General features: G+C 41.3%; 24 protein-coding genes. 19 read left to right on the top strand and 5 right to left on the bottom strand.

Going from position 1 to position 26,199, the window contains the following annotated elements; all coding sequences use genetic code 11:
- Nucleotides 1-70: 70 nt before the first annotated feature.
- Entirely contained in the window at nucleotides 71-946 is an 876-nt protein-coding gene (locus ACHZA1_RS10100) for an AraC family transcriptional regulator (RefSeq protein ID WP_320051756.1), read from the bottom strand.
- Between the two features lie 273 nt (nucleotides 947-1,219).
- On the opposite strand from ACHZA1_RS10100, the gene ACHZA1_RS10095 reads away from it, so the two are divergent.
- The 16 genes from ACHZA1_RS10095 to ACHZA1_RS10020 all read left to right on the top strand — a co-directional run bounded on the left by ACHZA1_RS10095 (nucleotide 1,220) and on the right by ACHZA1_RS10020 (nucleotide 16,111).
- Nucleotides 1,220-1,645, top strand: a complete 426-nt coding sequence (locus ACHZA1_RS10095; protein ID WP_320051755.1) for a DUF4440 domain-containing protein — start codon at nucleotides 1,220-1,222, stop codon at nucleotides 1,643-1,645.
- A gap of 324 nt (nucleotides 1,646-1,969) precedes the next feature.
- On the top strand, nucleotides 1,970-2,347 hold the full coding sequence (locus ACHZA1_RS10090; RefSeq protein WP_320051754.1) for an MmcQ/YjbR family DNA-binding protein: 378 nt from the start codon (nucleotides 1,970-1,972) through the stop codon (nucleotides 2,345-2,347).
- 18 nt (nucleotides 2,348-2,365) lie between these two features.
- The gene (locus ACHZA1_RS10085) at nucleotides 2,366-2,725 is read left to right on the top strand and encodes an MmcQ/YjbR family DNA-binding protein (protein ID WP_320051753.1); all 360 of its coding nucleotides are present in this window, start codon (nucleotides 2,366-2,368) and stop codon (nucleotides 2,723-2,725) included.
- Entirely contained in the window at nucleotides 2,726-3,448 is a 723-nt protein-coding gene (locus ACHZA1_RS10080; protein ID WP_320051752.1) for a DUF5131 family protein, read from the top strand.
- A gap of 645 nt (nucleotides 3,449-4,093) precedes the next feature.
- Nucleotides 4,094-5,023 carry a hypothetical protein gene (locus ACHZA1_RS10075; RefSeq protein WP_320051751.1) on the top strand — a complete coding sequence of 310 codons (930 nt, stop codon included), beginning with the start codon at nucleotides 4,094-4,096 and terminating at the stop codon, nucleotides 5,021-5,023.
- Nucleotides 5,024-5,332: 309 nt separating this feature from the next.
- Nucleotides 5,333-7,672 (top strand): WD40 repeat domain-containing protein, encoded by a 2,340-nt coding sequence (locus ACHZA1_RS10070; protein ID WP_320051750.1) that lies wholly within the window; start codon nucleotides 5,333-5,335, stop codon nucleotides 7,670-7,672.
- Nucleotides 7,673-7,786: 114 nt separating this feature from the next.
- A complete protein-coding gene (locus ACHZA1_RS10065) occupies nucleotides 7,787-8,581 on the top strand; it encodes a hypothetical protein (RefSeq protein ID WP_320051749.1) in 795 nt (264 codons plus the stop codon).
- A 554-nt stretch (nucleotides 8,582-9,135) separates the two neighbouring features.
- Entirely contained in the window at nucleotides 9,136-9,636 is a 501-nt protein-coding gene (locus ACHZA1_RS10060; RefSeq protein ID WP_320051748.1) for a hypothetical protein, read from the top strand.
- Nucleotides 9,637-10,141: 505 nt separating this feature from the next.
- Entirely contained in the window at nucleotides 10,142-10,540 is a 399-nt protein-coding gene (locus tag ACHZA1_RS10055) for a VOC family protein (protein WP_320054905.1), read from the top strand.
- 42 nt (nucleotides 10,541-10,582) lie between these two features.
- Nucleotides 10,583-11,026 (top strand): GNAT family N-acetyltransferase, encoded by a 444-nt coding sequence (locus ACHZA1_RS10050; protein ID WP_320051747.1) that lies wholly within the window; start codon nucleotides 10,583-10,585, stop codon nucleotides 11,024-11,026.
- A gap of 564 nt (nucleotides 11,027-11,590) precedes the next feature.
- Complete coding sequence (locus ACHZA1_RS10045; protein ID WP_320051746.1) at nucleotides 11,591-12,334, top strand: DUF2225 domain-containing protein; 744 nt, start codon at nucleotides 11,591-11,593, stop codon at nucleotides 12,332-12,334.
- Nucleotides 12,335-12,483: 149 nt separating this feature from the next.
- On the top strand, nucleotides 12,484-13,218 hold the full coding sequence (locus ACHZA1_RS10040) for a hypothetical protein (protein ID WP_320051745.1): 735 nt from the start codon (nucleotides 12,484-12,486) through the stop codon (nucleotides 13,216-13,218).
- 102 nt (nucleotides 13,219-13,320) lie between these two features.
- Nucleotides 13,321-13,875: a Crp/Fnr family transcriptional regulator gene (locus tag ACHZA1_RS10035; RefSeq protein ID WP_320051744.1), complete on the top strand. Its 555-nt coding sequence runs from the start codon at nucleotides 13,321-13,323 to the stop codon at nucleotides 13,873-13,875.
- 68 nt (nucleotides 13,876-13,943) lie between these two features.
- Complete coding sequence (locus ACHZA1_RS10030) at nucleotides 13,944-14,180, top strand: 4Fe-4S binding protein (protein ID WP_394701023.1); 237 nt, start codon at nucleotides 13,944-13,946, stop codon at nucleotides 14,178-14,180.
- 12 nt (nucleotides 14,181-14,192) lie between these two features.
- Nucleotides 14,193-14,723 carry a DUF4405 domain-containing protein gene (locus ACHZA1_RS10025; protein WP_320051743.1) on the top strand — a complete coding sequence of 177 codons (531 nt, stop codon included), beginning with the start codon at nucleotides 14,193-14,195 and terminating at the stop codon, nucleotides 14,721-14,723.
- A gap of 503 nt (nucleotides 14,724-15,226) precedes the next feature.
- Nucleotides 15,227-16,111, top strand: coding sequence for a hypothetical protein (locus ACHZA1_RS10020; protein ID WP_320051742.1), 885 nt, complete (start codon nucleotides 15,227-15,229; stop codon nucleotides 16,109-16,111).
- Between the two features lie 206 nt (nucleotides 16,112-16,317).
- On the opposite strand, the gene ACHZA1_RS10015 is transcribed toward ACHZA1_RS10020, so the two are convergent.
- From ACHZA1_RS10015 to ACHZA1_RS10000, 4 genes are all read right to left on the bottom strand, one after another.
- Nucleotides 16,318-16,746, bottom strand: a complete 429-nt coding sequence (locus ACHZA1_RS10015) for a hypothetical protein (RefSeq protein WP_320051741.1) — start codon at nucleotides 16,744-16,746, stop codon at nucleotides 16,318-16,320.
- A 459-nt stretch (nucleotides 16,747-17,205) separates the two neighbouring features.
- A complete protein-coding gene (locus ACHZA1_RS10010; RefSeq protein ID WP_320051740.1) occupies nucleotides 17,206-18,789 on the bottom strand; it encodes a hypothetical protein in 1,584 nt (527 codons plus the stop codon).
- A 4-nt stretch (nucleotides 18,790-18,793) separates the two neighbouring features.
- On the bottom strand, nucleotides 18,794-19,828 hold the full coding sequence (locus ACHZA1_RS10005) for an HlyD family secretion protein (RefSeq protein ID WP_320051739.1): 1,035 nt from the start codon (nucleotides 19,826-19,828) through the stop codon (nucleotides 18,794-18,796).
- Between the two features lie 26 nt (nucleotides 19,829-19,854).
- On the bottom strand, nucleotides 19,855-21,186 hold the full coding sequence (locus ACHZA1_RS10000) for a TolC family protein (protein ID WP_320051738.1): 1,332 nt from the start codon (nucleotides 21,184-21,186) through the stop codon (nucleotides 19,855-19,857).
- 155 nt (nucleotides 21,187-21,341) lie between these two features.
- Here ACHZA1_RS10000 and ACHZA1_RS09995 point away from each other — a divergent pair, with 155 nt between their 5' ends.
- The 3 genes from ACHZA1_RS09995 (at nucleotide 21,342) to ACHZA1_RS09985 (ending at nucleotide 26,162) form a co-directional block, all read left to right on the top strand.
- A complete protein-coding gene (locus tag ACHZA1_RS09995) occupies nucleotides 21,342-22,199 on the top strand; it encodes a helix-turn-helix domain-containing protein (RefSeq protein WP_320051737.1) in 858 nt (285 codons plus the stop codon).
- A 206-nt stretch (nucleotides 22,200-22,405) separates the two neighbouring features.
- A complete protein-coding gene (locus ACHZA1_RS09990; protein ID WP_320051736.1) occupies nucleotides 22,406-23,701 on the top strand; it encodes a hypothetical protein in 1,296 nt (431 codons plus the stop codon).
- An 868-nt stretch (nucleotides 23,702-24,569) separates the two neighbouring features.
- On the top strand, nucleotides 24,570-26,162 hold the full coding sequence (locus ACHZA1_RS09985; protein WP_320051735.1) for a P-loop ATPase, Sll1717 family: 1,593 nt from the start codon (nucleotides 24,570-24,572) through the stop codon (nucleotides 26,160-26,162).
- The last annotated feature ends 37 nt before the right edge of the window (nucleotides 26,163-26,199 follow it).

Here is a 26,199-nt window from a genome sequence, read left to right as displayed (position 1 = left end):
CGCTCGTAGGAAGTGCATGCCCATCCGCTGAACTCTTAGTGGGGGCACTTCGGAGGCAATCGTTCCTGCTTTAGCTCGTATAATTAATCCGGTAATGCTTTGGAGTAACCCCAGCATATTTATAGAATAATCGAATAAAGTAAGAGGAGTTATTGAACCCAAACTCTTCGCTGATTTCCTCTATGGAGAGGGTGGTATAGGCTAAAGAATTTTTAGCTTCTTGAATTACCTTTTTTAGAATGTAGGTCTTAGCATTGACTCCAAGTATTTGATGGGTTATCTTGTTTAGATAATTTGAGGTAATACAGAGTTGATTGGCATAGAAATTTACCTCTCGGTTTGTCTTAAAATTAGCCTCAACAAGCTCCGCAAATGCGGCCACATGCCTATTCATGATATATTCGCTGCTCGAAAGTGAGGACTCCTCATCAGCAATACTCGCACGCTCTAGTAATCCGAGCACCAAATAAACCAATGCTCTAAGTACATGATCTTCATTCTCAACATACGACTTCACTTCAGCTCTTATCTGCACGAATAGCTTTTCGACCTGGCCAAGGAGCTCACCTTCCAATCTTAAAAAGGGGGATCTATGCTCTCTGTTGAGGTAATGGAATTTTTCTAGAAAATGACGGTCATTGAAAAAGGAAAGGAGAAACTCTTTTTCAAACACAAGGGCATATCCTTCAAGCGAGCTGTCAGCTTGCCACCCCCACACATCTCCAGGTACCGAGCAGGCGATACATCCCGGAACAATACACATTTGGTGCTGGTTGAGCGTGATTTTCTCGGTGCCTTCGGTAATCAATGTCAGATCATAGTACGACAGCCGATGTACGGGAGTACTGCTGATATATTTTTTCATATCTTTTAAAGGGACCACATCTATAAGGAGTTCTTTACCATACTTGGTTTTATAAAAGTTGTACAGGTGTATTGATTTCATCCTACAAGCATTAAGAAGGCCTTATGAGAGTGCTATTCATCCGAAACAATATCGCACTTCTGCGGTTACTAAGTGGTATTTCCGGTAGTAAACAAAGGTAAAAAAACCAGATTGGCTTTTAATCACCCTAGATATGAAACTAGCAAGCTCATAGCTCGCTGCATCACATACGTTATAGGTTGGCACGTTATGTGACATTTTCCTCTTTGTTTGTGCTACAAGAAAACCTTGCGCTGCCGCTAACTTTGTACTATTAAAATTAATCACACTGCCATGAAAGAAAATAGCAAAGTAGCAGAGGCCATAATTGCTTTGGAAAAAGCAGCCTTAGACAGATGGTATAAAGGCGATCCATATGGTTACCTCGAAATGTACGATGAGCAAGATCTCTCATATTTCGATCCTGCAAAAGATAAGAGGTTGGATGGACATTCAAATATGAAAGCCTTTTATGATAGTATTAAAGGATTGGTTCATTCGGAAAAGTATGAAATTTTGAACCCCCTCGTTCAAGTGTCCAAAGACACGGCTACCCTAAGCTACAACCTTGTTGCTTATGTAGCGAAAGATGTTCACCGCTGGAACTCATCCTCCGTGTTCAGGTTGAATGAAAACAACGAATGGAAGGTGATCCATACGCACTGGTCATTTGTACGCCCTATGGATATGACATTTGATCCGGATAAGCAAGTTGTTTAAGCAGCGTAGCCTATAGGTATCAAAACCTCAGGGATTTCGCTTTTAGGATATGCTAAACGTTGAATACACCCCTAAATCCCCTAAAGGGGACTTCGCGGCAGCTCAACCATCATGTAAAATCTCGAGCACAATTCGGCTTCTGGTTACGATACGTGCTGCACCGTAGCCCCCTTTAGGGGGTTGGGGGTGAATACGGCTGAGTTTTCCTTCAGTTCCTAAGCGATAAATGTAAAAGCGATATCCCTGTATCAAACCTGCTTTTGAGGGATGAAAAGAGCAGGTTTGATTTTTTAATGTACTTGGGATTCAACAAATCTATGTTTTATGGATATTGAAAGTTTTAGAGAATACTGCCTCTCGTTAAAGGGAGCACACGACAAGCTGCCATTTCAAAAGGCAAGCACGGAATATGACCGAAATATTCTTGTATTTTCCGTGATAACGAAGTGGTTCTGTTTTGTTAACGTCGATAATTTCGATTTTTGTAACCTAAAGTGCAACCCGGAAGAATCCTTGATGCTGCAGGAACAGTATAAAGGAATTACGCCAGGATATCATATGAATAAAAAGCACTGGATTAGTGTCTACTTTAATAGTGATATACCAGATACGAAGATCAAGGAGCTTGTTGATAAATCATACAACCTAGTTGTAAAGAGCCTTTCGGCAAAAGAAAGGAATATCCTTAACGAAGAATTCTAGAACCCTAATAAGCTACAGATGGATGCTGAGACGTTCAGAGAATACTGCTTAAAGCTACCGAACACAAGGGAGGCAATGCCATTTGAAGGATTTTTTCATCATTCAAGATCAATTCTTGTCTTTTATGTAAAAGACAAAATGTTTTGCTTCTTTGACATAGATCGCTTCGATAGCTGTACAATAAAATGCAGTGTCAATCAGATAGAGGAGCTGAAAGATAGGTATAGCGCTGTTGGGAATCCCTTTAACCTCAGTCCAAAGCATTGGATTAGCATACAGCTTAATGCAGATATGCCAGCCGAATTGGTAATGGAGCTGGTTAAATCGTCGTACCTCCTGGTAGCGGAGGGCTTAGCAAGAAAAACTAAGGAGAAATAGATGCCTGTAATTTGGAATCCTTGGCATGGATGCACAAAAATAAGTGAAGGCTGCAAGAACTGCTATGTTTTTCGCGGGGATAAAAAGTGGGGTATTGATAGCAGCCAGGTAAGTAAAACCCAGAACTTCGATCTCCCACTCAAAAAGAACAGAAATGGAGAGTACAAAATTCCAACAGGAAGCAGGGTGTGGACATGTTTTACATCCGATTTTTTTATAGAACAGGCGGATAGCTGGCGGCCAATAGTATGGCAAATTATACAGAAACGAAAGGATCTCCACTTTTTCATCCCAACTAAGAGGGTTTATCGAATTCAGCAATGCCTTCCCGAAGATTGGGGAGAGGGGTATGACAATGTAACAATTAGCTGTACCGTGGAGAATCAGCGACAGGCTAATCTTCGCCTTCCAGAATATAAAAAGCTAGCCATTAAGCATAAATCACTTCTTTGCGAACCCCTATTAGAATCAATAGATTTAGAGCCTTGGATAGGAAGCTGGATAGAGTTGATAGTAGTTGGTGGCGAATCTGGGGGTAACGCTCGCACATGCAACTTTGATTGGGTTAGAAATATTAGGGCAGCTTGCGTCGAAAGCGGAATACCTTTTTGGTTCAAGCAGACTGGTGCCAACTTTGTAAAAGAAGGCATCGCCTATACGATCGAAAGAAAATCTCAAATTGCACAAGCGAAAAAGGCTGGCATAGATTTCGATCCCACCTGAGCTATCTTGATTACAAGGTCATAGTATCCACATCGACACGATTAAGAGCGAGCCCTGCTCAGCATAGCTTAATCAAAGCACGCGGCTCGGCGGAATTTGCAATTCCGTCGAACTTAAGTAGCGGTCTCTAACCGCAATTAAGCAGCAAGCTTGCACCACCACATAAAAGCGCAGCCATACCAACGGCTGCGCTTTGTTTTTTGCTGCCTCAGCCGGTTATATCCTCGCTACGCTTAATCTAGCAAAGCTTCCAGCCTACTACGAATGCAGCTTCTAGCCCTGAAAGGGCGATATCCAGCAGCGATGGGGGTAACCCATCGCTAGTAAAGCCATGGAATCACCTCCCCCCACCTAACGCACCTCCAAAAGGTAGTTAGCCCATCGCCCAAACCCCTCATCCCGCAAAAAAACGACGGCGAGCAGGCAGAAATACCCCAAAAAGTAGCTGCTGCACCCCCAAAAAGTGCGCTTTTCTGGAAACAAAAATTGAAAATTTTCGACCACTTATCGGCAAAAACCGACCAGTAATCCGTAAAATCCGACCACTTACTAAAATTCCCAGTAAGACGCGATCCACCGAATGGAATTATACCTATTTTAGGAATGTAAGACCCAACGTTAATTTTTAATTTAAAAAACAGGAACATGAAAGAAACCAACAAGCTATTTCTTCGGATGGCAATTCTCATCAGCAAGTATCTAAAGAACACCGATGCGCTCGCATCCATGCAGGTCATAAAGGAGCTCATCGCCAAGCTCGACGCACTGATCGAAAAAGCCGAAATACTGTCCACCTTCATCGACACCGAGAGCAAAACCGTAACGGTAGCGGTCGACGCGGCAAACTGCAAGGTAGTAGCCCCGCTGTATGCCGTAATGAAGGCGCTAGAGCACTACTACATCAAGCAGAACGACACCGTAATGGTGGCAGACCTGCACACCACCCGTACCGAGATCAAGCGATTGTCGTACGACACCATCGAAGCCAGCGCAAAGAAGGTGCAAAAGCTGGCCAAGGACAACCTCACCCACCTAGCCGTCTACAACATCACCGAAGCGCAGCTAACCGCCATCGATGCCGGCATGGCCGAGCTCACCACCGCCAACACCGCCCTCGTGGCCTACCAGGAGGAGAAGAAGGCGAAGCGCGTCGAGCTGAATACCCTCATGAATAAGGGCAAGGAGCTGCTCGACGAGGTCGACATGGTGGTCGAAATCGTGAGCCTCACCCACCCCGAGGCGCAAAAGGGGTACGCCGAGCTGCGCAGCAAGAGGGAGTACAACGAAAACATCCTCACCATTGCGGTGCTGAACAGCGAAACCGGCAAGCCCGAGGAAAACGCGCGGGTGCTGGTGCAGTCCACCACCAAAACCGAAAAGGGTAAGCCCGTGGTGCTGCTCGACCGCAAAACCGGCAAAAGCGGCGAGGTGCGCAACAGCAAGCGCATATTCGACCTCTACCGCCTAACCGCCGAAAAGCTGGGCTTCCACGCCGAAGACAAGCAGATTGTCCTTGCCGACAATACGCCCATCCGAATAGAGATCCTGCTAAAACGGATAGAGGGCACCAACTAGATACCGTAGGTTACATTTGACTTCATAAGTATTTTTGATTCATGGAGGGGTTGCCGCGAGGTACCCTCTCCTTTTTTGTATACGTTTATTTTCAAAAACCTTTATTACATGTCGACAGAAAACCTTAGCAAGATTTTCTTTGTTCTAACAACTGTAGAGTTTAAATATTTGTTCCACAACTGAGCATGGAAGAACGTTATGTCCAAGTAGTCAAGGCTTTTATTCATAAAATACGACAGAGGCAGAAAGAGCAAAATCGTATATAAAGTTTACGCTTAGCAAAAGAATCACTAGTAACAATTGTAATATATGGAATCATGGTTTAAAGAAAACAAAGTCGTTAGCATTAGTTCAGTCTTTTCCTCATTTGATCACGATGATGAAATATGTTCTATTGCCGTAGATACTAATAGTGGTAAAATAAAAACACTATCTGTTGATGGTATGTTGTACATACGTGATTTAAATTCTAAAAATATCATTCAACGAATCGACTGTTATAATGACTTGAAATTAACCAATTCAAGAAAATTAACCTTGCTGCCAAATTCAGATATATTATTGTATGAAAGTACTGACAGTATAATTGTTGGGCTAAACATAAAATCTAAAGAGATACAATTCTCAATTCCCAATAAGAACAAACACCTATTTTCAAATAATGTTACATCAGATGGAAACTATATCATTTTCTGTTATTCAGACGCAAATGTAGAAATTTTTAACACTAACAACCACAAAACAAAAACCTGCAAAATTAGTGGAACAAGCGCCGTTACATTTATCAATAATAACCCAAATCATTGGATTCTAGCACCAGAATCTGGAGGAGATAGTGGATGCTTTATTGTAGTTAATGATGGAAAACAAACAAGAATTGAGAAAGATTTCAGTTTTTTGTATAGACATATTGTTCATTGTCCATCAAAAGATATATTGATATGTACTTCAGATGATGAAGTTCATTTTGTAAGTCGAGTAACCTATGAAGTTATTCTTGCATTTAAAGCTTTTGAAGATGTAATTGACTATCCTCCTAATTTACTGACTGATATCCCTTGTGAAATAAGTTGCATCTGTTTCGTAGATGACGACCATTTTTTGTGTGCTTCTAATTTTGGACAAATAAAACTGTTTAATATAGAGATTGTTGAGAAGTGTATTTATGAAGAATCTCAACGAACATTTATGACAAAATGGGAAAAACCGAATGTAGAAAGAATATTTCTTTTCGGAGCAGGAGCAAGTGTGTATGCAGGTTTTCCTTTGGGTAAATCCCTTATTGATTTTGTACTTCGTTCAAAGTCTCCAGATAAAAAACAATATGATATTGGAGATGAATCAAACGGGATTGCATGGTTACTTGCTTATATAGTTACATCATCAGAACCATGTAAACTTTTGGATGATCCTGAAAAAGCTTTATCAGATTTAGTTACAATGTATTATGGGAATAAAACTTTCCCACAACTAGGGACTGAAGACTTATTCCTTGATTATAGGTATCTATCACATTGTCAACTCCCCATCAAAGTAAAAAGATATTCTAGTCTAAAAAGTTATTACATTGAAGGTTCTTTACCAGTTGAAGATGAAAAAAGAATTAAAAGATATAAAGAATACCTACCCAAATGGCTTAGTTTAAGTAATAATAAAAAAAAAGAATTATTGACCTCTTTTTCTAAAAAAAATAATACATCATGGTATGATATAGACCTCACAATAAAAGTTATGAACGAAAAACATCTGGAATTTTTTTCATTACAAAGTCTTATTAATGCATATATGCCAGCTTTTATTTATCACCAAAGAATTCTACGTTATACAATAAAAGAAGGTTATGAAAGTGAATATGCAAAACAGATATTTAAAACTAAAATTGACTTTGATCGTTTTATTGATACAGTTCATGGAATTAGTCAATATTTTAAAGAAGGAGATGTAATTGTAACATTTAACTGGGATTCTTTTTTAGAATATGTCCTATCTCTTTATAATCTTGTAAATATTCCAGCTGTTTATGGAATTGGCATTGCATGGGATCAAGAATATTTAAATGTCAAAAAGAATTGTATAAATAAATCGCCCATATATATACTTAAACCTCACGGATCTACAAGTTGGATGAGATATGAAGAGGATACTATAAGAGTCAAAAGAAATTTCAATAAAAAAGCAGAAATATACTGCAACAATTTAGACAACCTTTTTGGATGGAAGATTCATTCAACATTTTACCCATATGACTTAGAGGAATACAATACTTATGATTATGAGGAAAAGCAACTTTTTGCAGGAAGCGAGCCAGACTATGACGATAACTTTCGAACTTTTCAGATTATGAGTCCATTTTACCTTAAAGATTATAAAAGAATACCCATCCTTAATGAAATTTGGAATAATACTGCCCAATTATTACAGGAAGCATCGGAAATATATATTTGTGGCTATAGTTTACCTGAATCAGATCATCATGCTTTAGATCTCATACGTTCAGCTCTTTCAAAAAACAAAGAATGTAAAATTAAAATCATATCTAAGGAGCCTCAAGAATCATGGTTAAACCTCTTAAAAGATATAAATAAAAAACCTGAAAGTGGAGGGAATTTTTGGTTTGATAAATGGATGTGTAAAAACAGAGATTTTTAGTTTTCTGTTGCATTAGTGGAGAATACATCACAACTCATCGTTGGGCGTCCAAGTTGAACTGTTCATTTATTCGATTGTTATATTATCAGATTACTATATAAAAGAGAGTCTGTTATGGCACTTTCAACACAAAATACCAACGTGGCAAACACTGATATTAGTACAAGAGCAAATATTGGCAAGAATGTAATCTACTTCTCTCTGATAACCGTCAGTGTCCTAGGACTAGCGGTAATAATTACCGTTGGATTTGCTGACGAAACAAATACTACAATGGTTGAGAAGAAATTCAGTCTTATACGTGATACATTCACCATGCTGTTACCCGTTTTTGGAACCTGGGTAGGTACTGTATTGGCTTTCTACTTCTCTCGCGAAAACTTTGTAGAGGCAGCTAAGCAAACAGCAGCTCTTGTGAAGCAGCTTACACCGGAACAACAATTGGAAAAGATTCCTGTTACCGAAGCAATGATCTCCCTTGAGGATATAAATGCGGTGAAATTAGTGCTGACAAAGACTGAAGACCAAATTAAACTTTGGGATGACATTATACTCGCAGTGCTCAACAAAACCTCAAAGAACCGTCTGCCAATACTTGACAATCAGGGTCGTGTAAAGTATATTGTTCATCGGAGCATCATTGACAAATATTTAGCAGAGCAAGCATTGGCAGGTAATCAGAATGTCAAGAATTGCACACTAAAGGATTTGATCACCTCAAATGATTATGGAAATATTGCAACATCCTTTGGAGTCGTTGGAAAAATAACAACACTTGCTGCAGTGAAACAGCAGATAGATGGGAATCCTAACTGCTCAGATGTTTTCGTGACCGAGGATGGGACTAAAAACTCCAGAGCTACGGGTTGGATAACAAATGTCATAGTGAATGAAAGGTCAAAAGTATGATAATGTGCTCGCCCTGCTCAGCGTAATTTAATCAAAGCACGAGGCTCGGCGGTATTAGCAATTCCGTCAAACTTAAGTAGTGGTTTGTAACCACCATTAAACAGCAAGCTTGCACCACCACATAAAAGCGCAACCATACCAACGGCTACGCTTTGTTTTTTGCTACTTTTGATTGCGGTCTCTAGACCGATACTTAGCAAAGGCGAAGTTAAAAACTTCGCCTAGCCTTGAGCGCTGATGTAGGCAAACTACGACAATCGGGGGTTGCCGCGAGGCACCATCTCCTTTTTTGTACCCACCCCATTTTTGCCGCAACCGCAGCCAATAAGTGCTATATTGCCTATCTATTTATAATGGTAGGCCTATATTAAGCATGCTAGCAGTGGAACACTTCGGTTGCGTCCTGTTCGGGGCGATAGGTTTGCGATTTGTAGGTAAAAGACCGCTGTTGCATACACCCATAAAGGGATATATTAGTCAGTTTTATTGCTAATATAAATGAGTTGGATGCAAGCATAAAAACAGTTGCTAAACAAGATTTTTAAACTACAAATATGAAACAATATAGAAACCTGACGATTTTGGTTGTTTTACTCTTGACGATTTTCGCTTCTTGCGAAAAGGACAACAACAATGAACCTGAAAAAAATCAAAAACAAATTGTATGGTCAATTTCTCAAATCTCTGCAAAAGTTGAATTAAAAGGAGAAACGGACATTGACCAAGAATCAATAGAGCAAATGGAGAATGAAATAAAAGCAAAAACTACCCTTATTGGGGATTTATTCACATTTACTTATACTCTTGGAAATTCAAATACAGGACAGCTAAAGCGAACATTTAACGGAACCGAAAAAAAAATAGTTTCTGATTTTCTCACAGAAAAGTCAAAAGACAACGCACTATATTTAAAAATCATTAGCAACGGAGTGGTAATTGACTCTTTTCAAATAGTCGATAATTATATCATAAAAGACTTTTCTAAAGAATATAAGCAAATTAATAACAAGATAACTTCTGCTTTGGGAGCTGCAAAGTTTACAGTACTAAAATAATTGGCATTAGAAATAGGGTTTTGCTTCAGACCATAAGAATAGACTTATGTAAGTTAGCTAAATTAAAATTTAAGAATCAAGAAATGCCAACACTCTGTTCGGCTGAAGCAGAAGCCCATAGCCGTCAAGTTAAGCGGATGATAGAGTTATATCCTTTGAAAGAAAAGGATAGAAATTAAGTGCCAGCGCATGATTGAAACTGTTTATCCCCTCCTTGGGAGGGGTAGGGGTGGGTTAATAATGCTAATTAAAGTAAGATGTTGATCTAAACGAGTAAACCCACCCCCTGCCCCCTCCTATGGAGGGGATAACGAGCCATGAACATGCATTTGAGTTTTGAGAAAAACCCTTAGCTTGACGGCTATGAGCAGGAGCCTTCGCCGAACAAGGAAGTAATAAGCGATAGTTTACGGCGCTGCCGCAGTGCAGCAGGTTATTGAAAAGCAAAATCGAAAGCTTAAATAAAGTATAAACCGTCTGAAAGGACCTAAAATCAAAAGAAATGATGAAATTCAGCAATGTAAGACTGTTAGTCAAAGACTACGATAAGTGCTTCAAGTTTTACACCGAAAAACTTGGCCTAGAAGCGGCTTGGAATTTGGAAGGCTGTTATGCAAGCTTCAAAGTAGCCGAAGGTATTGAAGGATTGGCAATATTCGTGTCCGACCTTATGGCTCCTGCTGTCGGCAATACGGACAAAAGTCAGCCAACCGATTGCCGAGAAAAAATGATGGTGTCGTTTGAAGTTGGAAATGTTGATGAAACCTACAATGCGCTATTAGCAAAAAACGTTACCTTCATTAATCAGCCAACCGATATGCCCAATTGGGGTATGCGAGTAGCTTATTTGCGCGATCCCGAAGAAAATTTGATAGAATTATTTACACCGCTGAAAACAGAGTAGTAGAATCAGCTGCAAAATCAGGAGAACTACGAGAACGACACGATGAAAATTGAAAAGATTACCGAAAATAAGAAGCAGCATCTTGACCTACTGCTGTTGGCCGACGAGCAGGAAAACATGATTGATCGGTATTTGCCGAATGGAGACATGTTTGCCTTATATGACGACGAGCTGAAAAGTGTTTGCGTTGTGGTGCCAATAAACAGCGAAACCTGCGAGCTGAAAAACATTGCAACCTATCCAAAATATCAAGGAAAAGGGTACGGTAGAGCATTGATAAATTACATTTCCGATTTCTACAAGAACAACTACAAAACAATGCTTGTCGGGACAGGGGAAACACCGACAATCCTATCGTTTTACGAAAGCTGCGGATTTGAAAAGTCACATCGAGTAAAGAATTTCTTCACAGATAATTACGATCATCCCATGTTCGATGGCGACATACAGCTTGTTGATATGATCTATCTTAAAAAGGATTTATAGGAATAGCCACCTACTCAGCAAAAGAGGGGACTTTCAGCGCTCCGATTATACTGCAGCTTATATCCGTGCCACATCCCCCTCTTTGCGAATGCCTGGCATGGGCTTACAGCCTTGTCAGGCATTCTAATGCCATTCGGAGAGAGGGGGATTGGGGGTGAGTCGGATTTGCGAAGCCGTAAGCACCTTTTTCGTTGCTTACAGTTGCTTAGCTTGACGACTATGAGCAGGAGCCCATAGCCAAACAAGGAAAGTAGCAGCTAGTGCTGAATAGAAACAAGCTACAATAACCTACGACCCGAAGCCCCAAAGGGCTTCAACCTTAATAGCCCCGTGTGAAACTCGGGGAATTCGGCAGTAAGCGGTAAAACAACCCCAAAGGGGTTGAATGTATTTGCGAGAAGCGGACAATCCTCGGCTAAGCGCAGCGCCTCTTGTTAAGTTGAGGCTGAAGCCTTCGCCTAACGTAGGTAGCGTCAACGCTTAGCTGAGTGAATACATCGGCGAAACAAGCAACACTTGTAGCGCATCCATTAGTAACCATTGTAAAAACTAGAATACCAAATTATGAAGAGAATTGCCGTTGTCCTTGGATTATTACTTACGCTGGCATTAAGTGTAAGGGCAACAGAATGGTCACCTGTTGAACGTACATGTCCTATATGCAAGCACAAGCACGAGTATCAAGAAATCGTAAGCTACGGAAGCTACATATACAGCTGGCCATCGAAATACCAGTATGTTTTTTGGCCCCTGACAGACAATCCATCTGTTTACTGCTGCCCCGTGTGCCACTTTTCTGCATATATGTGGGACTTTGACAAAGTTCCTGAAAGTAAAGTAGACACGCTTACCAAGTTTCTCCAAACAGTGAAGCTCGATAAAGAGTATAAAGACTACCAGGATATTCCAATGACAACTCGACTCGAAATAGCCGAAAATGTTTATAAAATAATCGAGCAAAAAAGTGAATTCTGGTGTAAGTTCTATCGTGTACTAGGATATCATTACGACCAAGACAAGAATGCGATAAAAGCCAAAGAATCTCGGCTAAAAGCGCTAGAGACTGCCAAGCAAATGCTAGCTGACACAACCTATCGTGGGCAAGAGAAGGAAATTCTCTTTATTGCTGCGGCAATGCATAACTTCGTAGGACAAAAGGATAGCGCCTTAGCTTACCTAGACAAGGCAAGTGCTTTAACCTATAAGAACAAGAGTTGGAAGGTCGAAAATGCCAAAGGCCTTGATGGCTATTTGTCAGATTTGATTAAGCAATACAAAGAATTCATCAGAAAGGAAGATGAGAAGTAGCCCCCGCTAAGCACAGCGACCTCTCAACGCTTGATTTAGCAAGGCCTCTGGCCGTATTCGCCAGCCGAAGGTACCAACTATCGGCAAGCATCTGCCAAAAGATGGTTTACATTCACCCTCAGCGTGGCTAGGATTACAAAAAACGAGAAATGAAGAATCAGAGAATGATACGAAACTTGAAAGCCCTGATAATTTGTGCATTTAGTTTGGTTGTAGCTGCTCATGCAAGCGCCAAAGACAATCAGCAGAGGAAGCAACCTAAAAAGATCGTGAAGCTGAGCCATGGCTTTACATTAAGCTTAGGTAACGCAGAAGATTTCGGAGACTTTGTTACCTATTCCTACCTAAGGCTTTCTAAAAATGGGGCTACCATCTATGCTGACAAGGAGAAGGAGTATGAATTATCCGACAAGCATTATCCGTTATTGTTGAAAGCTGGCAAGAATAGCTTTGAGCTTCTTTTAGAGGTAAACGACAGACCCAGTAAAAGCTACTTGAGTAAGCTCTCCATTAGAAATAATCGGCTGGTAAAGACCGAGAAGCTTCCCACGTTCCTTACAAAACCATTCGATTTAAATGGAGACCGAAGGCTAGTTTGTGCTGGGTTCTTAGATTATACCCAAACTTGGGATGATTCATTAACCTGCTACAATCCGATACTCTTCTACGTAAAGGACAAGTCGGGTATTAGACTCGATTCTGCATTGACAATTAAAACCAACAAGGAAATCTATGGAGGTTTTTATGGATTTACGTATTATGAGAATAAAGTTCTAAACGTTAAATGTCTAGATAGGATTAGAGCGGTAACCGAACAGATTGAGAAGAAAGAAAGTAGCCAGCGCCAAGCACACGATATAGCCAACAAACGGATGAAGCGCTAAGCTGCTACCTAATGCGCCGCAACAGCCCCGCTGCAAGCTAACCACAAGCCGTTGTTGCCCACACGCCGAATGCTATCTGCATACTCCTAAAACTTACAACCTATGATTGAACAATTGATCGAAAGAATCAAAAAGGACGAAGAAAGCTGGCCTCATTTTCAGAATTCATTTGTTGAAACGAAGATACCATCAAGAGCTGTTTTATTGCGTGATGGAGAAATATCTACCCATATCTACATCATCAAAAAAGGCTGCCTAAGGCAATGGTTCAATAAGGACGGTAAAGAAATTACGCTTCAGTTCTTTTTCGAAAACCAGCCTGTTGCTTCTATTGATAGCTTCTTAAGCAATCAACCCAGCCTGTTCACAATTGAGAGTATCGAACCTTCAACCATTATTTCAGTTACGAAAGAAACCTTCGAAAAGCTCAATAGAATCTATCCCGATTTTAAGGATGGATTCAACGAATACGTATTTAAGAGATTCAGGAATTATGCTCAATTGTTCCTCTCCCGCATTAAGGACTCCCCCAAGGAAAGGTATGAAGACTTGATAAAAACCCATCCTGAAATAGTTAGAAGAGTGCCCCAACACTACATCGCTTCCTATTTAGGGATAACGCCTATTTCGCTTAGTAGAATAAGAAATAGAAGGTAAGGCCATTTTCTTAACAATAGCTATCGTTTCGAAGGGGAGCTATTGAAGAACTTTGCTCAAAAAATAATATGAGACAAGGATTCTTCAGAAGAGAGCATACAAGCACAACGTTTGTTACGCTTGACACAAAAAAATGCGAGGCATGTTGGAAATGCCTAAAAGCTTGTACTAGCAATGTAATTGGCCGGATAAACCTACCGTGGCACAAGCACATCCGATTTGTAAGTAGTAAAGAATGCAAAGGTTGCATGAAGTGTGTAAAAGCATGCAGGACTGGTGCAATAAGTAAGCTGATTAAAGAATAGGAGATTACACAAATGGGAAGGAATATCAACCGGTTCATAATTAATCTTGGCCTATTACTATTTGGAATTGCAACAGTATTCTCTGGAATGCTGATTCAGGCAAAGTACCACATGGGCAATCATGGAAATATTGCTACAAAGAACCTTGTTCTCGGAATTAACTACCAAGGTTGGTCGGATATCCATAAAATATCGATTGTGGCACTCTCCTTATTAATAATTTGTCATGTTTACCTACATAGGAAATGGTACAAAGCTGCGATTATAAAAAGGCACATCTCAAAAAATCAACAAGTATTGATGCTATCGGTGCTTTTTGTCGTAGTCGCAATTACGGGATTAACCCCTTGGCTTATCGATTTGCTGAACGGCAATGAAATGCAAAGGAAAGTATTCATTGAAATTCACGATAAGCTTACTTTAATCCTATCGGTTTATCTTACTTTGCATATCATCAAAAGATTGAAATGGTATTTCTCCACCTTTGAGAAAATAAGAAAGGAAGCACAGCACATAGAAAGTGATCATACCCCGTTCGGCTAAGGCTCCTGCCCATAGCCGCCAAGCCAAGCGAATGATCGAGTTATATTTTTTGAAAGAAAAGGATAGAAATTAAGTGCAGCGCATTATTGAAACTGTGTTTATCCTACCGCTTAGGCGGGAGGTAGGGGGTGGGTTAAAAACGCTAAGTAAAGTAAGATGTTGATTTAAACGAGTAAACCCGAAGCCCCAAAGGGGTTGAATGTATTTGCAGGGAAGCGGGCAATCCTCGGCTAAGCGAAGTTTAAATTAATTGCACGAGGCTCGGCGCATTTTGCAAATGCCGTCAAACTTAAGTAGCGGTCTTTGACCGCCATTAAACAGCAAGCCTGCACCACCACATAAAAGCGCATCCACATCAACGGCTGCGCTTTGTTTTTTGCTACTTTTGATTGCGGTCTGTACACCGCTGCTTGGCAAAAAACTTCGGCTAGCCTTACGCGCTGATATAGACCACAACGAATAGAGCACAGCTATAAGCGGCTTTGATAATAGCATTAAATGATATGGAAACAAAGATTTACAAACAATTTGGAACGGCTTCGGTGATTATACTTTTACCGCTAATGTTGTTTTTTTGTGGGTTATTGATTAAAACAGGATTTTCGACTGACCCAGCTACGATAATTCTGCTACTTGTAATCGTTACACTCCTGATTTGTTTACTAGTTTTCTATCAGTTAACGATTATGATTTCAAGTAATTCGATTTCATTTAGTCTCGGGATTGGATTGGCTGGTCGAACCTATAGATTTTCTGATATTAAATCGTGTAAGGCTGTAACCAATTCTGCATTAAATGGAATTGGAATAAGAATGCTTTCAAATGGATGGTTATACAATGTAACTGGACTCAAAGCAATAGAATTGCAATTTAAAAATCGAAAATCTGTTGTTCGGATTGGGACTGATAAGCCCGAAGAAATTGCCAATTTGATAAATTCAAGGATAGCTCAGGGAAATGCCGTTGCTGATGATTATGGATTGAAGAAAAAAATGTTTAATCCTATGTGGATTATCATGGTTATTTTGGTTTTACTTCCAGTTGCATTGTTAGTATCGAGCAAACAAGATACAAATATCTATTCAACTCAAAATAGTTTGATTATTGAAGGTTCGTACGGGTTAACTATACCATATTATGATATAATACAAGTTGATACGATTAGTTCTCTGCCGCAGATTAGTATTCGGACAAATGGATATGCACTAGGAAATACTAAAATCGGCAATTTTCGATTGGCAGATGGTAAAGATGCTAAGTTGTATGTAAAATCTGAATTCCCTCCTTATATTTTGATTCAATCAAAGGAAAATGGACTGATTTATATCAATTTTGAGGAAGCCAATAAAACGATAGATTTATACGATAAATTGAAAAAGAACAAATAAATAGCGGTGCCCTTTGTTGATCCTAGTATAATCGGAGTACAAGGCTCGGCATAGTCCGTGACTATGCCGAAGAAAGTAAGCAGTTTTAAACCGCAACAGAAGAGGCGCATCGAATGCGTGCTAATTATCGGCAAAGACTAAACTTCACCCATCGCTACAAGCAGCTACCAGCAGGAAGCGAACGGCTATTGTCTGATAGCATTCACCTATCCCACGGTTATCGATTCCTCGAAGTATGTTCCGTTGGGGCGTTTAAATCTTAGCAGGTAGGTTCCCTTTTCTTCGAGCTTTAGGTTCAGCTTTTCGCCGTTCAAAAACACCAATGCTTGCGTACAGCTTACAGGTTCGGTTGGTGCCTGCCCCCATATTTCAACATTTACGGTCTTCGCCATTTTTGCGATATCGAAATTGGCAAAGTGGTAGCAACCCGTTGGCCCCACGTATCCGTATAGCTGAATATCGAAGGCGTTGTTTGCGGTTATCTTTTCGGGTACCTTAATGCTATCAATTGCTATAAGGTACTTTCCGGTAAGCTTCCCATCATCTACTATTGTTGCATCTTTTGTGCACGAAAATGTCCATGTCCCTAGTAAGGAGAGACCCAATACGGCAACGATTGCTTTTAACGATTTCATGTTGGTTCGGTTTTAAAAGATTATTATAGGGTTGTTAAGGTATCCGATATCATCTGGCAATACTTACAGCGTTTCTATGGCAGCAGCGTTCGCTCCTTCAAAACATGGCTCGCCTTTCGCCGCATTTCTTATGCAGCGCTAAATATTGCGAATGATGCAAGACAATTTTTGTGCCAAAGCATTTAGCTGTTGACGACACATCCTTTTCAGCAATAGTTCACCTTCGCTAGGTTTAGCAAGGCTACTAGCCGCAACCCGAGGCAGCACTCCGTTCGGCTGAGGCTCCTGCCTCAGTCGAACAGGGGGGTATGGGCTGCACCTACGGCAAACGCAGAAGCAGAAAACACCAAGAAAAAAACAGCACATTCCAGCCAACGCTGTCATGTGCTGTTTCCAACCAATACATAACGATAACATACAGGTAAAGGCTAGTAGAACGTAGCCACTACCCATTAAAAATCAATCTGCGATTCTATCCATCTTAAGCTGATGCTTAATGGCATGCCTGATTGTGCTAAATTTGGGATGCAGCGCTTTGGGGCGTAGCGAGCTCTCCTTCAGAAGGAATATCAGAATACAAAAAAATCCTAGCATGCAGAGTAGTCCATAAATCTCCTTCATGCTCACCATCATTGCCTGCTGCTGCACGCTACCCCAAAGCCATCCGGAAGACACACGGCTTGCCCCTGTATTTACATTGTCAAGCGTAGCACCAATAAGCATCGTATTCTTCTTCATCGTATACTTAAATACGTGAGTAATTACGGCAGAACTAAACAAAGACCCACAGCATGCGCTAGCAAAGCTTTGAATGGTGAGCGACTGCCAAAAGTGCTCGAAAGGTGTTGTGGAGAGCGCCGTAATAAAGGTTATAATAATAATGATACTCCCAAATCCCCGCAGCAGCAAGGGCACAATAAGCATCTCCTTGGGTAAACCATAGTCTATCGTAAAATACATCATCAGCAAATACCCCACCACAAGCGTAAAACCAACCAGCGTCATTGTCTTGTACGTTACCTTGCGCAGGGCAAAGAAGCTGTAGGTAAAAATTACCCCCAGCACAATGCCGAGGAGCACCATCCAGTTCAGCGAAATAAGGTTCAGCGAGTCGTAACCTAGGATTCGCTCGGAGTAAATCATCTCAAGCTCGTGCGAAGGGCTAGTAAGGATATCCAGCACGAAGTAGAGAACAAACGTAAGCCACACGTTGCGGTAGGTCCACGTTTTGTTGGAGATGTAGGGATGCCGAATAAACGAGGCTCGCCACAGGTTAAGGGCTAATGCTCCTAAGCCGAATACCGTTCCCATCCAGATGTAGGAAGATTGATACCAATCGTAGTAGCTTCCGTAGTTAAGCACAAATATTGCGCACAGGATGGTGGCCGCCCACAGCAGGGCACCCATCCAGTCGATACCGAAAAGCGGAAGCTTCGGAATTATCCGCCTATTGCTAAAGAACACCCCCGTAAGCAGCAGCAGGCATAGCAGAAGCCCGATAATGAGCCAATGCATGTACTCCCATTGGGTGAAAAAGGCAACGAAAATGGTGGTTAACCCCGAGAGCTGCAGGAAACCCTGCACGCATAGCTGGATATAGCAAAACCACACCGCCATGTCGCGCTTAGGCGTTACCCATAGCTGAATGGCGCTATTACAGGCAAATGTACCCCACATGCGGAATATCCCGGCAGTAAAGCAAGTTGCTACCAGCAACGGAACGCTGCTGGTGTGCAGGCATATCAGGTTACAGGCAATAAGCCCCAAGGCCGTTACCGCTAGCGATGTCTTTGTGGTGAAGCAGAATTTCAGGCGAAGCATAATGGTAAATGTTAGGGCTAATCCCACCAACGAAGCATAGCCCGCCATCAGAACATCCTCCTGCATCAACGCCAAAGATCCCGACATCTCGCTAACGGCAGCCATATATACCCCACCCGAAAACTGGTAGATTACAAAGAAGACAATAAGAATCCACGGCCTTGCCTTTTCGGGTACAAATCCGCGGAACTCGGGTATGCTGAAAGGACCAGAGTGCTGCATCGGATTAATAGTTTACCTCGCATTCCACATTCATACCCGAGCGTAGCCTTTCCATATCCTGAAGCTTGTTGGAGCTGGAAAACTCGATGCGCACAGGTATCCGCTGCTCCACCTTCACAAAATTTCCAGCCGAGTTGTCTTGAGGTAAAAGAGAAAAGCTGGCACCCGTAGCGCGCGATATCGATCTTACCGTACCCTTAAATGTTACGTTGGGGATAGCGTCTATTCGTAGGTCTACGCTCATCCCCTCGCGGATGTTTGCCGTTTGGGTTTCCTTATAGTTGGCAATTACCCATCGCTCGGTGTCGTTTACCAAATCGAGTAGTGCCTGTCCTGGCTGGATAAGCTGTCCTGCTTCAATATTTTTCCGTCCGGTAACGCCATCGCATGGTGCCGTAATCACGGTGTACGACAAGTTTAGGCGGGCAAGCTCCAGGGCGGCCTTCGCCATCTTTATTCCGCCATCGTTTTGGTCGAGGCGCAAGGTTTGCTCGTTCTTCACCAGCGAGGTGGTGGCGCGCTGGCGCTGCGTTTGCTCGTAGCGAGCCTTCGCCGCTTCGTAGTTGGCGCTAGCAGCATCAAACTGCTGCTGCGTTACCGATTTCTGCGCCAAAAGGTTCTTATATCGGTTGAATTCCTTCTTTGCATTTTCCAGGCGCACCCGGCTTTCCTCAATACCGGCTTCCGTTACGCCGATATTGCTTTGCGTGGTAAGTATGGTGGTTCCCATTGCCTTTTTACCGATAATCGCATTCTTATAGTCGGCTTCGGCTTGCGCTACGCGGTAGCGGTACTCTGCATCCTCAATCAGCACCAGCGTATCACCCTTACGCACTCGTTGGTACTCCTTAAAGCTGATTCTCTTGATAAACCCTTGCACCCTCGAGTTTATGGGTACGATTTGCTGCTTTACCTGAGCGTTATCGGTAAATTCTACATCCCCAAGATGTACAAACTTGCCGCAAACCCAAATAATACAGCCCACAAGCAGTAGACCAACAACAATATTATACGCTAGCTTCATTTTCTTCTTTGCCATGATGATATGCTCTTCTAAAATTCTAGTTATTTGTTCTGATTACTTCCAATTTCCCTCTGCAGCCTGTAGTAGCTGTATATTACGTTGAGCTTTGCATTTACAACCTGCAGCTCGGCGTTAAGCTTGGTATTGCTGGCATCGAGCATCTCGGTAATTAGCACCAACCCGTTCAGGTAGCTGTTATTTATGATGCGATAGTTCTCGTCGGCCAGGCGGCTGCTGGTTTCGTATACCGTTAGCTTCTCAAACGACTCCTTAAACTTGGTGGAAGCGCTGTGTACAGCCACCTGTGCCTGCTCGATGGCAAGCGCTTCGGCATATTCCGCAGCAAGCTGTCGTGTGCTGGCAACCTGTACCTTTCTTTTGGTTTTGTAAAGCGAGGCGAGGTTGTAGCTTACCCCGACTCCCACATACCAGCTGTTGAAGTTCTTGTTGATGGTGGGCACCTCTATAAGAATAGGCCCATTAAAGCTGTTGGAAGCCACAAGTGCAACACGAGGGTAGTAGTCCGCCTTGGCAATGCGCAGCTCTTTTGCGGCAATCTCCCTACTTAGCGCTGCCGATCTCAGCTCCGGCAGATTTTCGATGGCATGCTGAAGCAGGTTCGCCGAATTTCCCTTACTCGTATCTAGATTTAGAATTGAAGGATCGGGAACAATCTGTATTTCGGGTGATAGGCCGAGCGTAACCACCAGCTGGTTGTTTATGATTCTACTGTTGTTGTCGATTTCGATTAGCGCCAGCTTTAGGTTCTGCAGCATCAGCTCGTGGCGGGTAACATCGCTACCTAAAGCCATTCCCTGCGATTCCTTCGACTTGATTTGCTGTATCAGAAGCTCCGTTTGCTCAATATTCTTCAGGAATACCTCACGCTGGTTCTTAAGCTTGAATAGATCGAGGTAGTAACCCGTTACCAGGAAACAGATGTCCAGCTCGTTGCGGCTGTAGCTAAGCTGTGCCACCTGCTCCTCCAGCTTGTTCTTCTCGATGCTTGTAGCAAGGGCACCTCCCGTAAAAATCACCTGCGAGGCCTCCACGCTGAAGCTATTCCCAAAATGTGGCATCCAAACACTCTGAGCATTGGAGAAGTCTCTATTCATGATGATGCCATTCCCAATGTAGGTAGCCGAAAGCGAGACATCGAGCGAGGGCAGCAGCGCTGTTTTGGTTAAGCTGGTAGCCGATTGTGCCAATCCAACACCTGTCTGAGCCAGCTTTAGCTGCTTGCTATTGGCAATGGCCAATTCGTAAGCCTCGTGTAGCGTTAGCACCTTGGCCGGCTGTGCCGAAAGACCTTGACAGGCCAAAATCAAAGCGCAAAACGCTATCGTAAAAGTTCTTTTCCGTTGTTGATTCATTATTTCCAATTAACTTAAGCGAGAGGCAAAAGTCGCGTTAATTGAAAATTAAATCGCTGTCTCGATTTCGACTAAAATTGTCTTTATTTCCACAAAACGGCTCACAGAAGAGCTATAAAAAAGTACTTTTGCATACAAAATGAGAATACCGCTAAATGCAGCAACCATCTCCTGATCTTTTTTTCGTTGATAAAACGAATATTGGAACTGATTTTCACATCTCGCTACACAACAACGCCTTGCCGATAGACTTTTCGCCTTGCCGAATAAGCTCCTGCTTGGTTTGCCTTTGCCTAGAAGGGAAGGCTGAGATAGAAGTAGACTTGCTGCCATACCATATTAGGCCCAACAGCATTATTGTGGTTTTCCCGGGGCAAATACTGGCTTGCAACGAAAAATCAGACGACTTTACGCTTGCCTACTTCTCGTTTTCCAATCTTCTGATCGACGAAATTCTGTTTCGATTTCCAACAGCTTTTATTGGGTTCCTAAGAGAAACCCCTGTTTACCATTTACCCGAGAAAGAGAAGCATACGCTTTGGGGCGAATACTTTACGATGCTACATGGCAAATACTTTGAGGTAAAAAACGTGTGCCGCAGCGCGATAATATTCAACCTGCTGCATAACTTTTACATGGATTTGTACAGCAAGGTGATTGCCAACAACGAGATACACCTACGCCAGCGTAAGCGTAAAAAGGAGATTCAGGAAGAATTCTTTCGTTTGGTAAAGCTGCACAAGGATAATCGTGAGGTTGCCTTTTTTGCCGAAAAGCTCTGCATAACGCCCAAATACCTCTCCATTATCACAAAGGAAAGTACAGGAAATTCTGCCAAATGGCTTATTGATAAGTTTGCCATAACGGAGCTCAAGCTGCAGCTTAAAACAACATCCACCCCACTCAAGGAAATTGCAGAGAACCTTAACTACCCCTGCGAAGCATTCCTGTGCAAGTACTTTAAGAAGCATACAGGCGTAACACCATCGCACTATAGGAATACAAGCAGGTAAAGAAATGCTATATTGCCTATCTATTTATTTACGGTAAGCCTAAAGCGTAGCATCACTTGTTACACTTAATTGAGCAAAACTCTTAGCCTGTAACTAATGCGGCCCAAAGCCGCATTAAGCAGAAGCGCAGGCGTTGCCTACGATTTGTAAAGAAACCATTGCAAGCACAAATAAACAGATGGTACACCTATCCTAAAGGAGATATTATGAAAAAAGTATTCTACATCACATTAGCACTCCTTCTGCTCAGCCAGGCATCATTTGGGCAGAAAGCTTCTACATTTCAAGACAGCGCTGCAAACTACTTCGATGAAATAAAAGCAGAGGCAGGCAGGCATCAGCAGCTCTGGGGAAAGGATCTATACGGCCCGTTGCTTTTGGTTGACCCCAACACACGGCAGCTATTCGCAAACTATCCCGATTCAGCTGGCATTCTCAAGCAAAGCGGTAACATATATACTGGCCAACTCCCAAACGAGATAAACATTGCCAACACCGCTATAAGATGGAATGGAACATGCTGGGCCATGATCATGCTCCCGCTACCAGCAAGCAAGCAGGAAAGAATAAGCCTACTCGCTCACGAGCTATTTCACGTCGCCCAACCCTCTTTGGGATTTCTTCAGTATAATACAGAAAATAAGCATCTAGACCAGAGGAATGGTAGGATTTACCTACGACTAGAGCTCGAAGCTTTAAAGAAAGCAGTACAATCAAAAAGCACAAGTGAGCAGAAGATACATCTAGCCAATGCCCTTACCTTTCGAAAGTACAGGTATATGCTTTACAAGGATGCCGACACTACCGAAAACCAGCTGGAGCTGAATGAAGGGATAGCCGAATATACAGGACAATCGGTTTCAGCAATATCAGATGAGCAGTCCATCGCAAGTCTCGAGCAATCCATAAATTCGTTCTATAGCAATCCAACCTTTGTTCGCTCATTCCCATATCAAACCATACCAGCTTACGGTTACCTACTCGCCAAGGTAAAAAGTGATTGGAACAAGGAGATCACATCCCAAACCAATCTAACCAGCTACTTTGCTACCCAGCTAGGCATACAGCTACCCAAAGACATAGAAAAATCGGTCGAGCGAACATCAGACCAATACGGTGGCCAAGCAATTATTTCAGAAGAAAAAGCACGAGAGGAGAAAACAAAAAAGCAGGTAGCCGAATTCAAAAGAAAGTTTATCGAGCAACCCCATTTCGAAATTGGGCTGATGAAGATGCAGGTCGCCTTCGATCCCCGAAACATTATGCCTCTTGAAGATAAAGGAACAGTATACCCAACCATTCGAGTTTCCGACAGCTGGGGCGTGCTTACCGTGAAAAACGGTGCTTTAATGAACCCCAGCTGGAACAAAATCTCAGTAACCCCTCCCCTAAAGATTAAAGATCGAGCAATTAGTGGAGACGGTTGGACATTGGAACTCCAGGAAGGCTATACTGCAACAAAAGATGAAAAGACCGGCTGCTACAAGCTTTCAAAAAAGTAAAAAAGTCGAAGCTGAGCGTAGCGAAGAACGCTCATAGCCGTCAAGCTAAGCGGCGAAATGCTACGAAGTAGCTAAACCTGACGGCTATGAGCTCCAGCCTCTGCCAAACGGAGTAATACTGCTAAAGAAAAGCTAGATTTTCTTTAAGCATAAGAGTTTTCCTTTAAGCATAAGAGATAATGTTTAAAGGATAAGAGATTTCCTTTAAGCATAAGAGATAAAGTCAAAGGGAAATGAGATTTCCTTTAAAGGATAAGAGATATTGTTTAAAGGAAATGAGATATCCTTTAAGCATAAGAGATAATGTTTAAAGGAAATGAGATATCCTTTAAAGGATAAGAGATATCGTTAAAGGAAAATGAGATTTCCTTTAAGCAAAATGAGATTTCCTTTAAGCAAAATGGATTATTGTCCCGACCTTAAGGCGTTCCCATACCAGCTTCCCCGTTCGGCTGAAGCGATAACCTTCTGCGAAAGCTGGCAAAACCATCGATAGCCCCCACCCTATTCGTTACAGAGCTGGCATACGCAATTTTTTGTTGTTCATGGATAGGTTGCCTCAAGGCACCCCCTTTTTTAAGTTCGTTTGATTTTTGTAGCTCTTGTTGAATAACGGCAGGGGATTATCGCTACATTGCTTTCCTATTTATAATCGTAGGCCTTTAGTAAGCATTGTAGTAAAAAACACTTCGCTTACGCCCTGTACGGGGTGGTAGGGTTGCGGTTAAATAGTAGATGCACCCCATTTTGCGGAAAAGGTATACATACCACTACAAAATTGGGTGGATATGTGCACCTTTTGGAGGATGAAGGTGCATGTATAACGAGTTAGGCAACATGTAAGCAGACCATCGAAACATTAAAGGATATGAAAAAAATAGGAGAACTAAATTTAGGTTTCATTGATGCAGAGAACTATCAAGGGAAATCAAACAAGGACTTGTTCAATAGAATATTTGTAAAGAATAAGTATCTAGATAGATTGTTTCTACATTACAATTACTTTCTGATTGGAGAGAAAGGCACAGGCAAGACTGCATATTCAGTATTTCTTTCTAACAACGTTTATAAAGACACTATTTCGGAAACTAAGTTCATTAGAGAAACTGATTATCAGAAATTTGTAACACTTAAAAAGGAAAAGCACCTTCAACTTTCTGACTATACAAGTATATGGAAAGTAATATTATTATTGCTTCTTTCAAAAAGTCTCAAAAAAGAGGAACTTGACCACAGTCCTTTTAGTAAAGGTGACATAATGAAATCAATATTATCAGCTATTGATGAGTACTACATGAATGCCTTTTCTCCTGAGATAATTTACGCACTAGATTTTATTGAGAATAATAAAATTGCTGCGGAATTAATCTCAAAATATTTGAAAGTTGGAGCTGAACAATCGCAAAATACAGCATTTCATGAATCAAGGTTTCAAGTAAATCTTCTCTATATTCAAAAAAAATTTGAGGATGCGTTATCGAATTTAAAATTAAAGTCAAATCATTTTCTTTTTATTGATGGCATTGACGTTAGACCTGGTGAAATAGCTTATCATGATTATCTAGAATGTGTAAAAGGGCTTGCAAATGCTGTTTGGGCATTAAACGCAGATTTTTTTTCAAAAATAAAAGACTCAAAGGGTAGATTTAAAGTAATTCTTTTATTACGTCCAGATATATTTAACTCATTAAGTTTACAGAATGCAACTAATAAATTGCAAGACAATTCGGTTTTTCTTGATTGGAGAACTACTTATCCTGAATATAGAGAATCTGAGTTGTTTAAACTTGCTGACAGAATGTTACGCTCCCAACAAACTGAAAATGTAGACGAAGGTAGAACTTGGGATTATTATGTTCCTTGGAAAAGTAAATCAAACCATCCTGATAGAGAATTTAATCCTTCCTTTTATAAATTTTTACAATTATCCTATTCTAGGCCTCGTGATATTGTAAGGATGTTAAAAATTTTACAAAGTATCTTTATTTCTAAGAATCACAATGAAAACTGGACTTTTCAAGAGTCTGACTTTGATAGTCATGATTTTCAAAATCAATATTCAGAATATCTTATGGCTGGGATAAGAGACCAGTTATCATTTTATTATACAAACGAGGATTATGAATTGTTTTTAAAGTTCTTTCAATTTCTTGATGGAAAGATTGAATTCAAATATGACGAATATGTTTTAGCATATCGTCAATTCGAAGAATACTTACTAGCAAATTGTAAAAACAGCATTCCTGAATTTGTTGAATCAGTTGATGGTTTTCTACAGTTTTTATATGAAACAAACATAATTTGCTATGTAGAAGATTATGAAACAGAACCTCTTTTTAGATTTTGTTATAGAGAAAGAAGTATAGCCAACATTTCACCAAAAGTAAAAACAAATGAAAGATATATAATTCACTATGGCTTAGCAAAAGAGTTAAATGTAGGAAAAGGAAAAAGAAAATAACACGTTGCTTAACACATGGTATAGTGCATGTGGGTTT

It is taken from the genome of uncultured Acetobacteroides sp., assembly GCF_963667355.2.
Taxonomy (GTDB): domain Bacteria; phylum Bacteroidota; class Bacteroidia; order Bacteroidales; family ZOR0009; genus Acetobacteroides.
Note: the sequence above shows the minus strand (reverse complement) of the source record. Positions and strands in the feature narration are given on the sequence as shown.

What these genes read in the sequence shown, in the direction of transcription:
- ACHZA1_RS10060 (WP_320051748.1), top strand. Translation starts at nt 9,136, where the DNA reads ATGAAACAATATAGAAACCTGACGATTTTGGTTGTTTTACTCTTGACG.
- ACHZA1_RS09995 (WP_320051737.1), top strand. Translation starts at nt 21,342, where the DNA reads ATGCAGCAACCATCTCCTGATCTTTTTTTCGTTGATAAAACGAATATT.
- ACHZA1_RS10030 (WP_394701023.1), top strand. Translation starts at nt 13,944, where the DNA reads ATGAGACAAGGATTCTTCAGAAGAGAGCATACAAGCACAACGTTTGTT.
- ACHZA1_RS10080 (WP_320051752.1), top strand. Translation starts at nt 2,726, where the DNA reads ATGCCTGTAATTTGGAATCCTTGGCATGGATGCACAAAAATAAGTGAA.
- ACHZA1_RS10085 (WP_320051753.1), top strand. Translation starts at nt 2,366, where the DNA reads ATGGATGCTGAGACGTTCAGAGAATACTGCTTAAAGCTACCGAACACA.
- ACHZA1_RS10050 (WP_320051747.1), top strand. Translation starts at nt 10,583, where the DNA reads ATGAAAATTGAAAAGATTACCGAAAATAAGAAGCAGCATCTTGACCTA.
- ACHZA1_RS09990 (WP_320051736.1), top strand. Translation starts at nt 22,406, where the DNA reads ATGAAAAAAGTATTCTACATCACATTAGCACTCCTTCTGCTCAGCCAG.
- ACHZA1_RS10090 (WP_320051754.1), top strand. Translation starts at nt 1,970, where the DNA reads ATGGATATTGAAAGTTTTAGAGAATACTGCCTCTCGTTAAAGGGAGCA.
- ACHZA1_RS10045 (WP_320051746.1), top strand. Translation starts at nt 11,591, where the DNA reads ATGAAGAGAATTGCCGTTGTCCTTGGATTATTACTTACGCTGGCATTA.
- ACHZA1_RS10000 (WP_320051738.1), bottom strand. Translation starts at nt 21,186, where the DNA reads ATGAATCAACAACGGAAAAGAACTTTTACGATAGCGTTTTGCGCTTTG.
- ACHZA1_RS10025 (WP_320051743.1), top strand. Translation starts at nt 14,193, where the DNA reads ATGGGAAGGAATATCAACCGGTTCATAATTAATCTTGGCCTATTACTA.
- ACHZA1_RS10095 (WP_320051755.1), top strand. Translation starts at nt 1,220, where the DNA reads ATGAAAGAAAATAGCAAAGTAGCAGAGGCCATAATTGCTTTGGAAAAA.
- ACHZA1_RS10005 (WP_320051739.1), bottom strand. Translation starts at nt 19,828, where the DNA reads ATGGCAAAGAAGAAAATGAAGCTAGCGTATAATATTGTTGTTGGTCTA.
- ACHZA1_RS10100 (WP_320051756.1), bottom strand. Translation starts at nt 946, where the DNA reads ATGAAATCAATACACCTGTACAACTTTTATAAAACCAAGTATGGTAAA.
- ACHZA1_RS09985 (WP_320051735.1), top strand. Translation starts at nt 24,570, where the DNA reads ATGAAAAAAATAGGAGAACTAAATTTAGGTTTCATTGATGCAGAGAAC.
- ACHZA1_RS10035 (WP_320051744.1), top strand. Translation starts at nt 13,321, where the DNA reads ATGATTGAACAATTGATCGAAAGAATCAAAAAGGACGAAGAAAGCTGG.
- ACHZA1_RS10070 (WP_320051750.1), top strand. Translation starts at nt 5,333, where the DNA reads ATGGAATCATGGTTTAAAGAAAACAAAGTCGTTAGCATTAGTTCAGTC.
- ACHZA1_RS10015 (WP_320051741.1), bottom strand. Translation starts at nt 16,746, where the DNA reads ATGAAATCGTTAAAAGCAATCGTTGCCGTATTGGGTCTCTCCTTACTA.
- ACHZA1_RS10020 (WP_320051742.1), top strand. Translation starts at nt 15,227, where the DNA reads ATGGAAACAAAGATTTACAAACAATTTGGAACGGCTTCGGTGATTATA.
- ACHZA1_RS10010 (WP_320051740.1), bottom strand. Translation starts at nt 18,789, where the DNA reads ATGCAGCACTCTGGTCCTTTCAGCATACCCGAGTTCCGCGGATTTGTA.
- ACHZA1_RS10055 (WP_320054905.1), top strand. Translation starts at nt 10,142, where the DNA reads ATGAAATTCAGCAATGTAAGACTGTTAGTCAAAGACTACGATAAGTGC.
- ACHZA1_RS10040 (WP_320051745.1), top strand. Translation starts at nt 12,484, where the DNA reads ATGAAGAATCAGAGAATGATACGAAACTTGAAAGCCCTGATAATTTGT.
- ACHZA1_RS10065 (WP_320051749.1), top strand. Translation starts at nt 7,787, where the DNA reads ATGGCACTTTCAACACAAAATACCAACGTGGCAAACACTGATATTAGT.
- ACHZA1_RS10075 (WP_320051751.1), top strand. Translation starts at nt 4,094, where the DNA reads ATGAAAGAAACCAACAAGCTATTTCTTCGGATGGCAATTCTCATCAGC.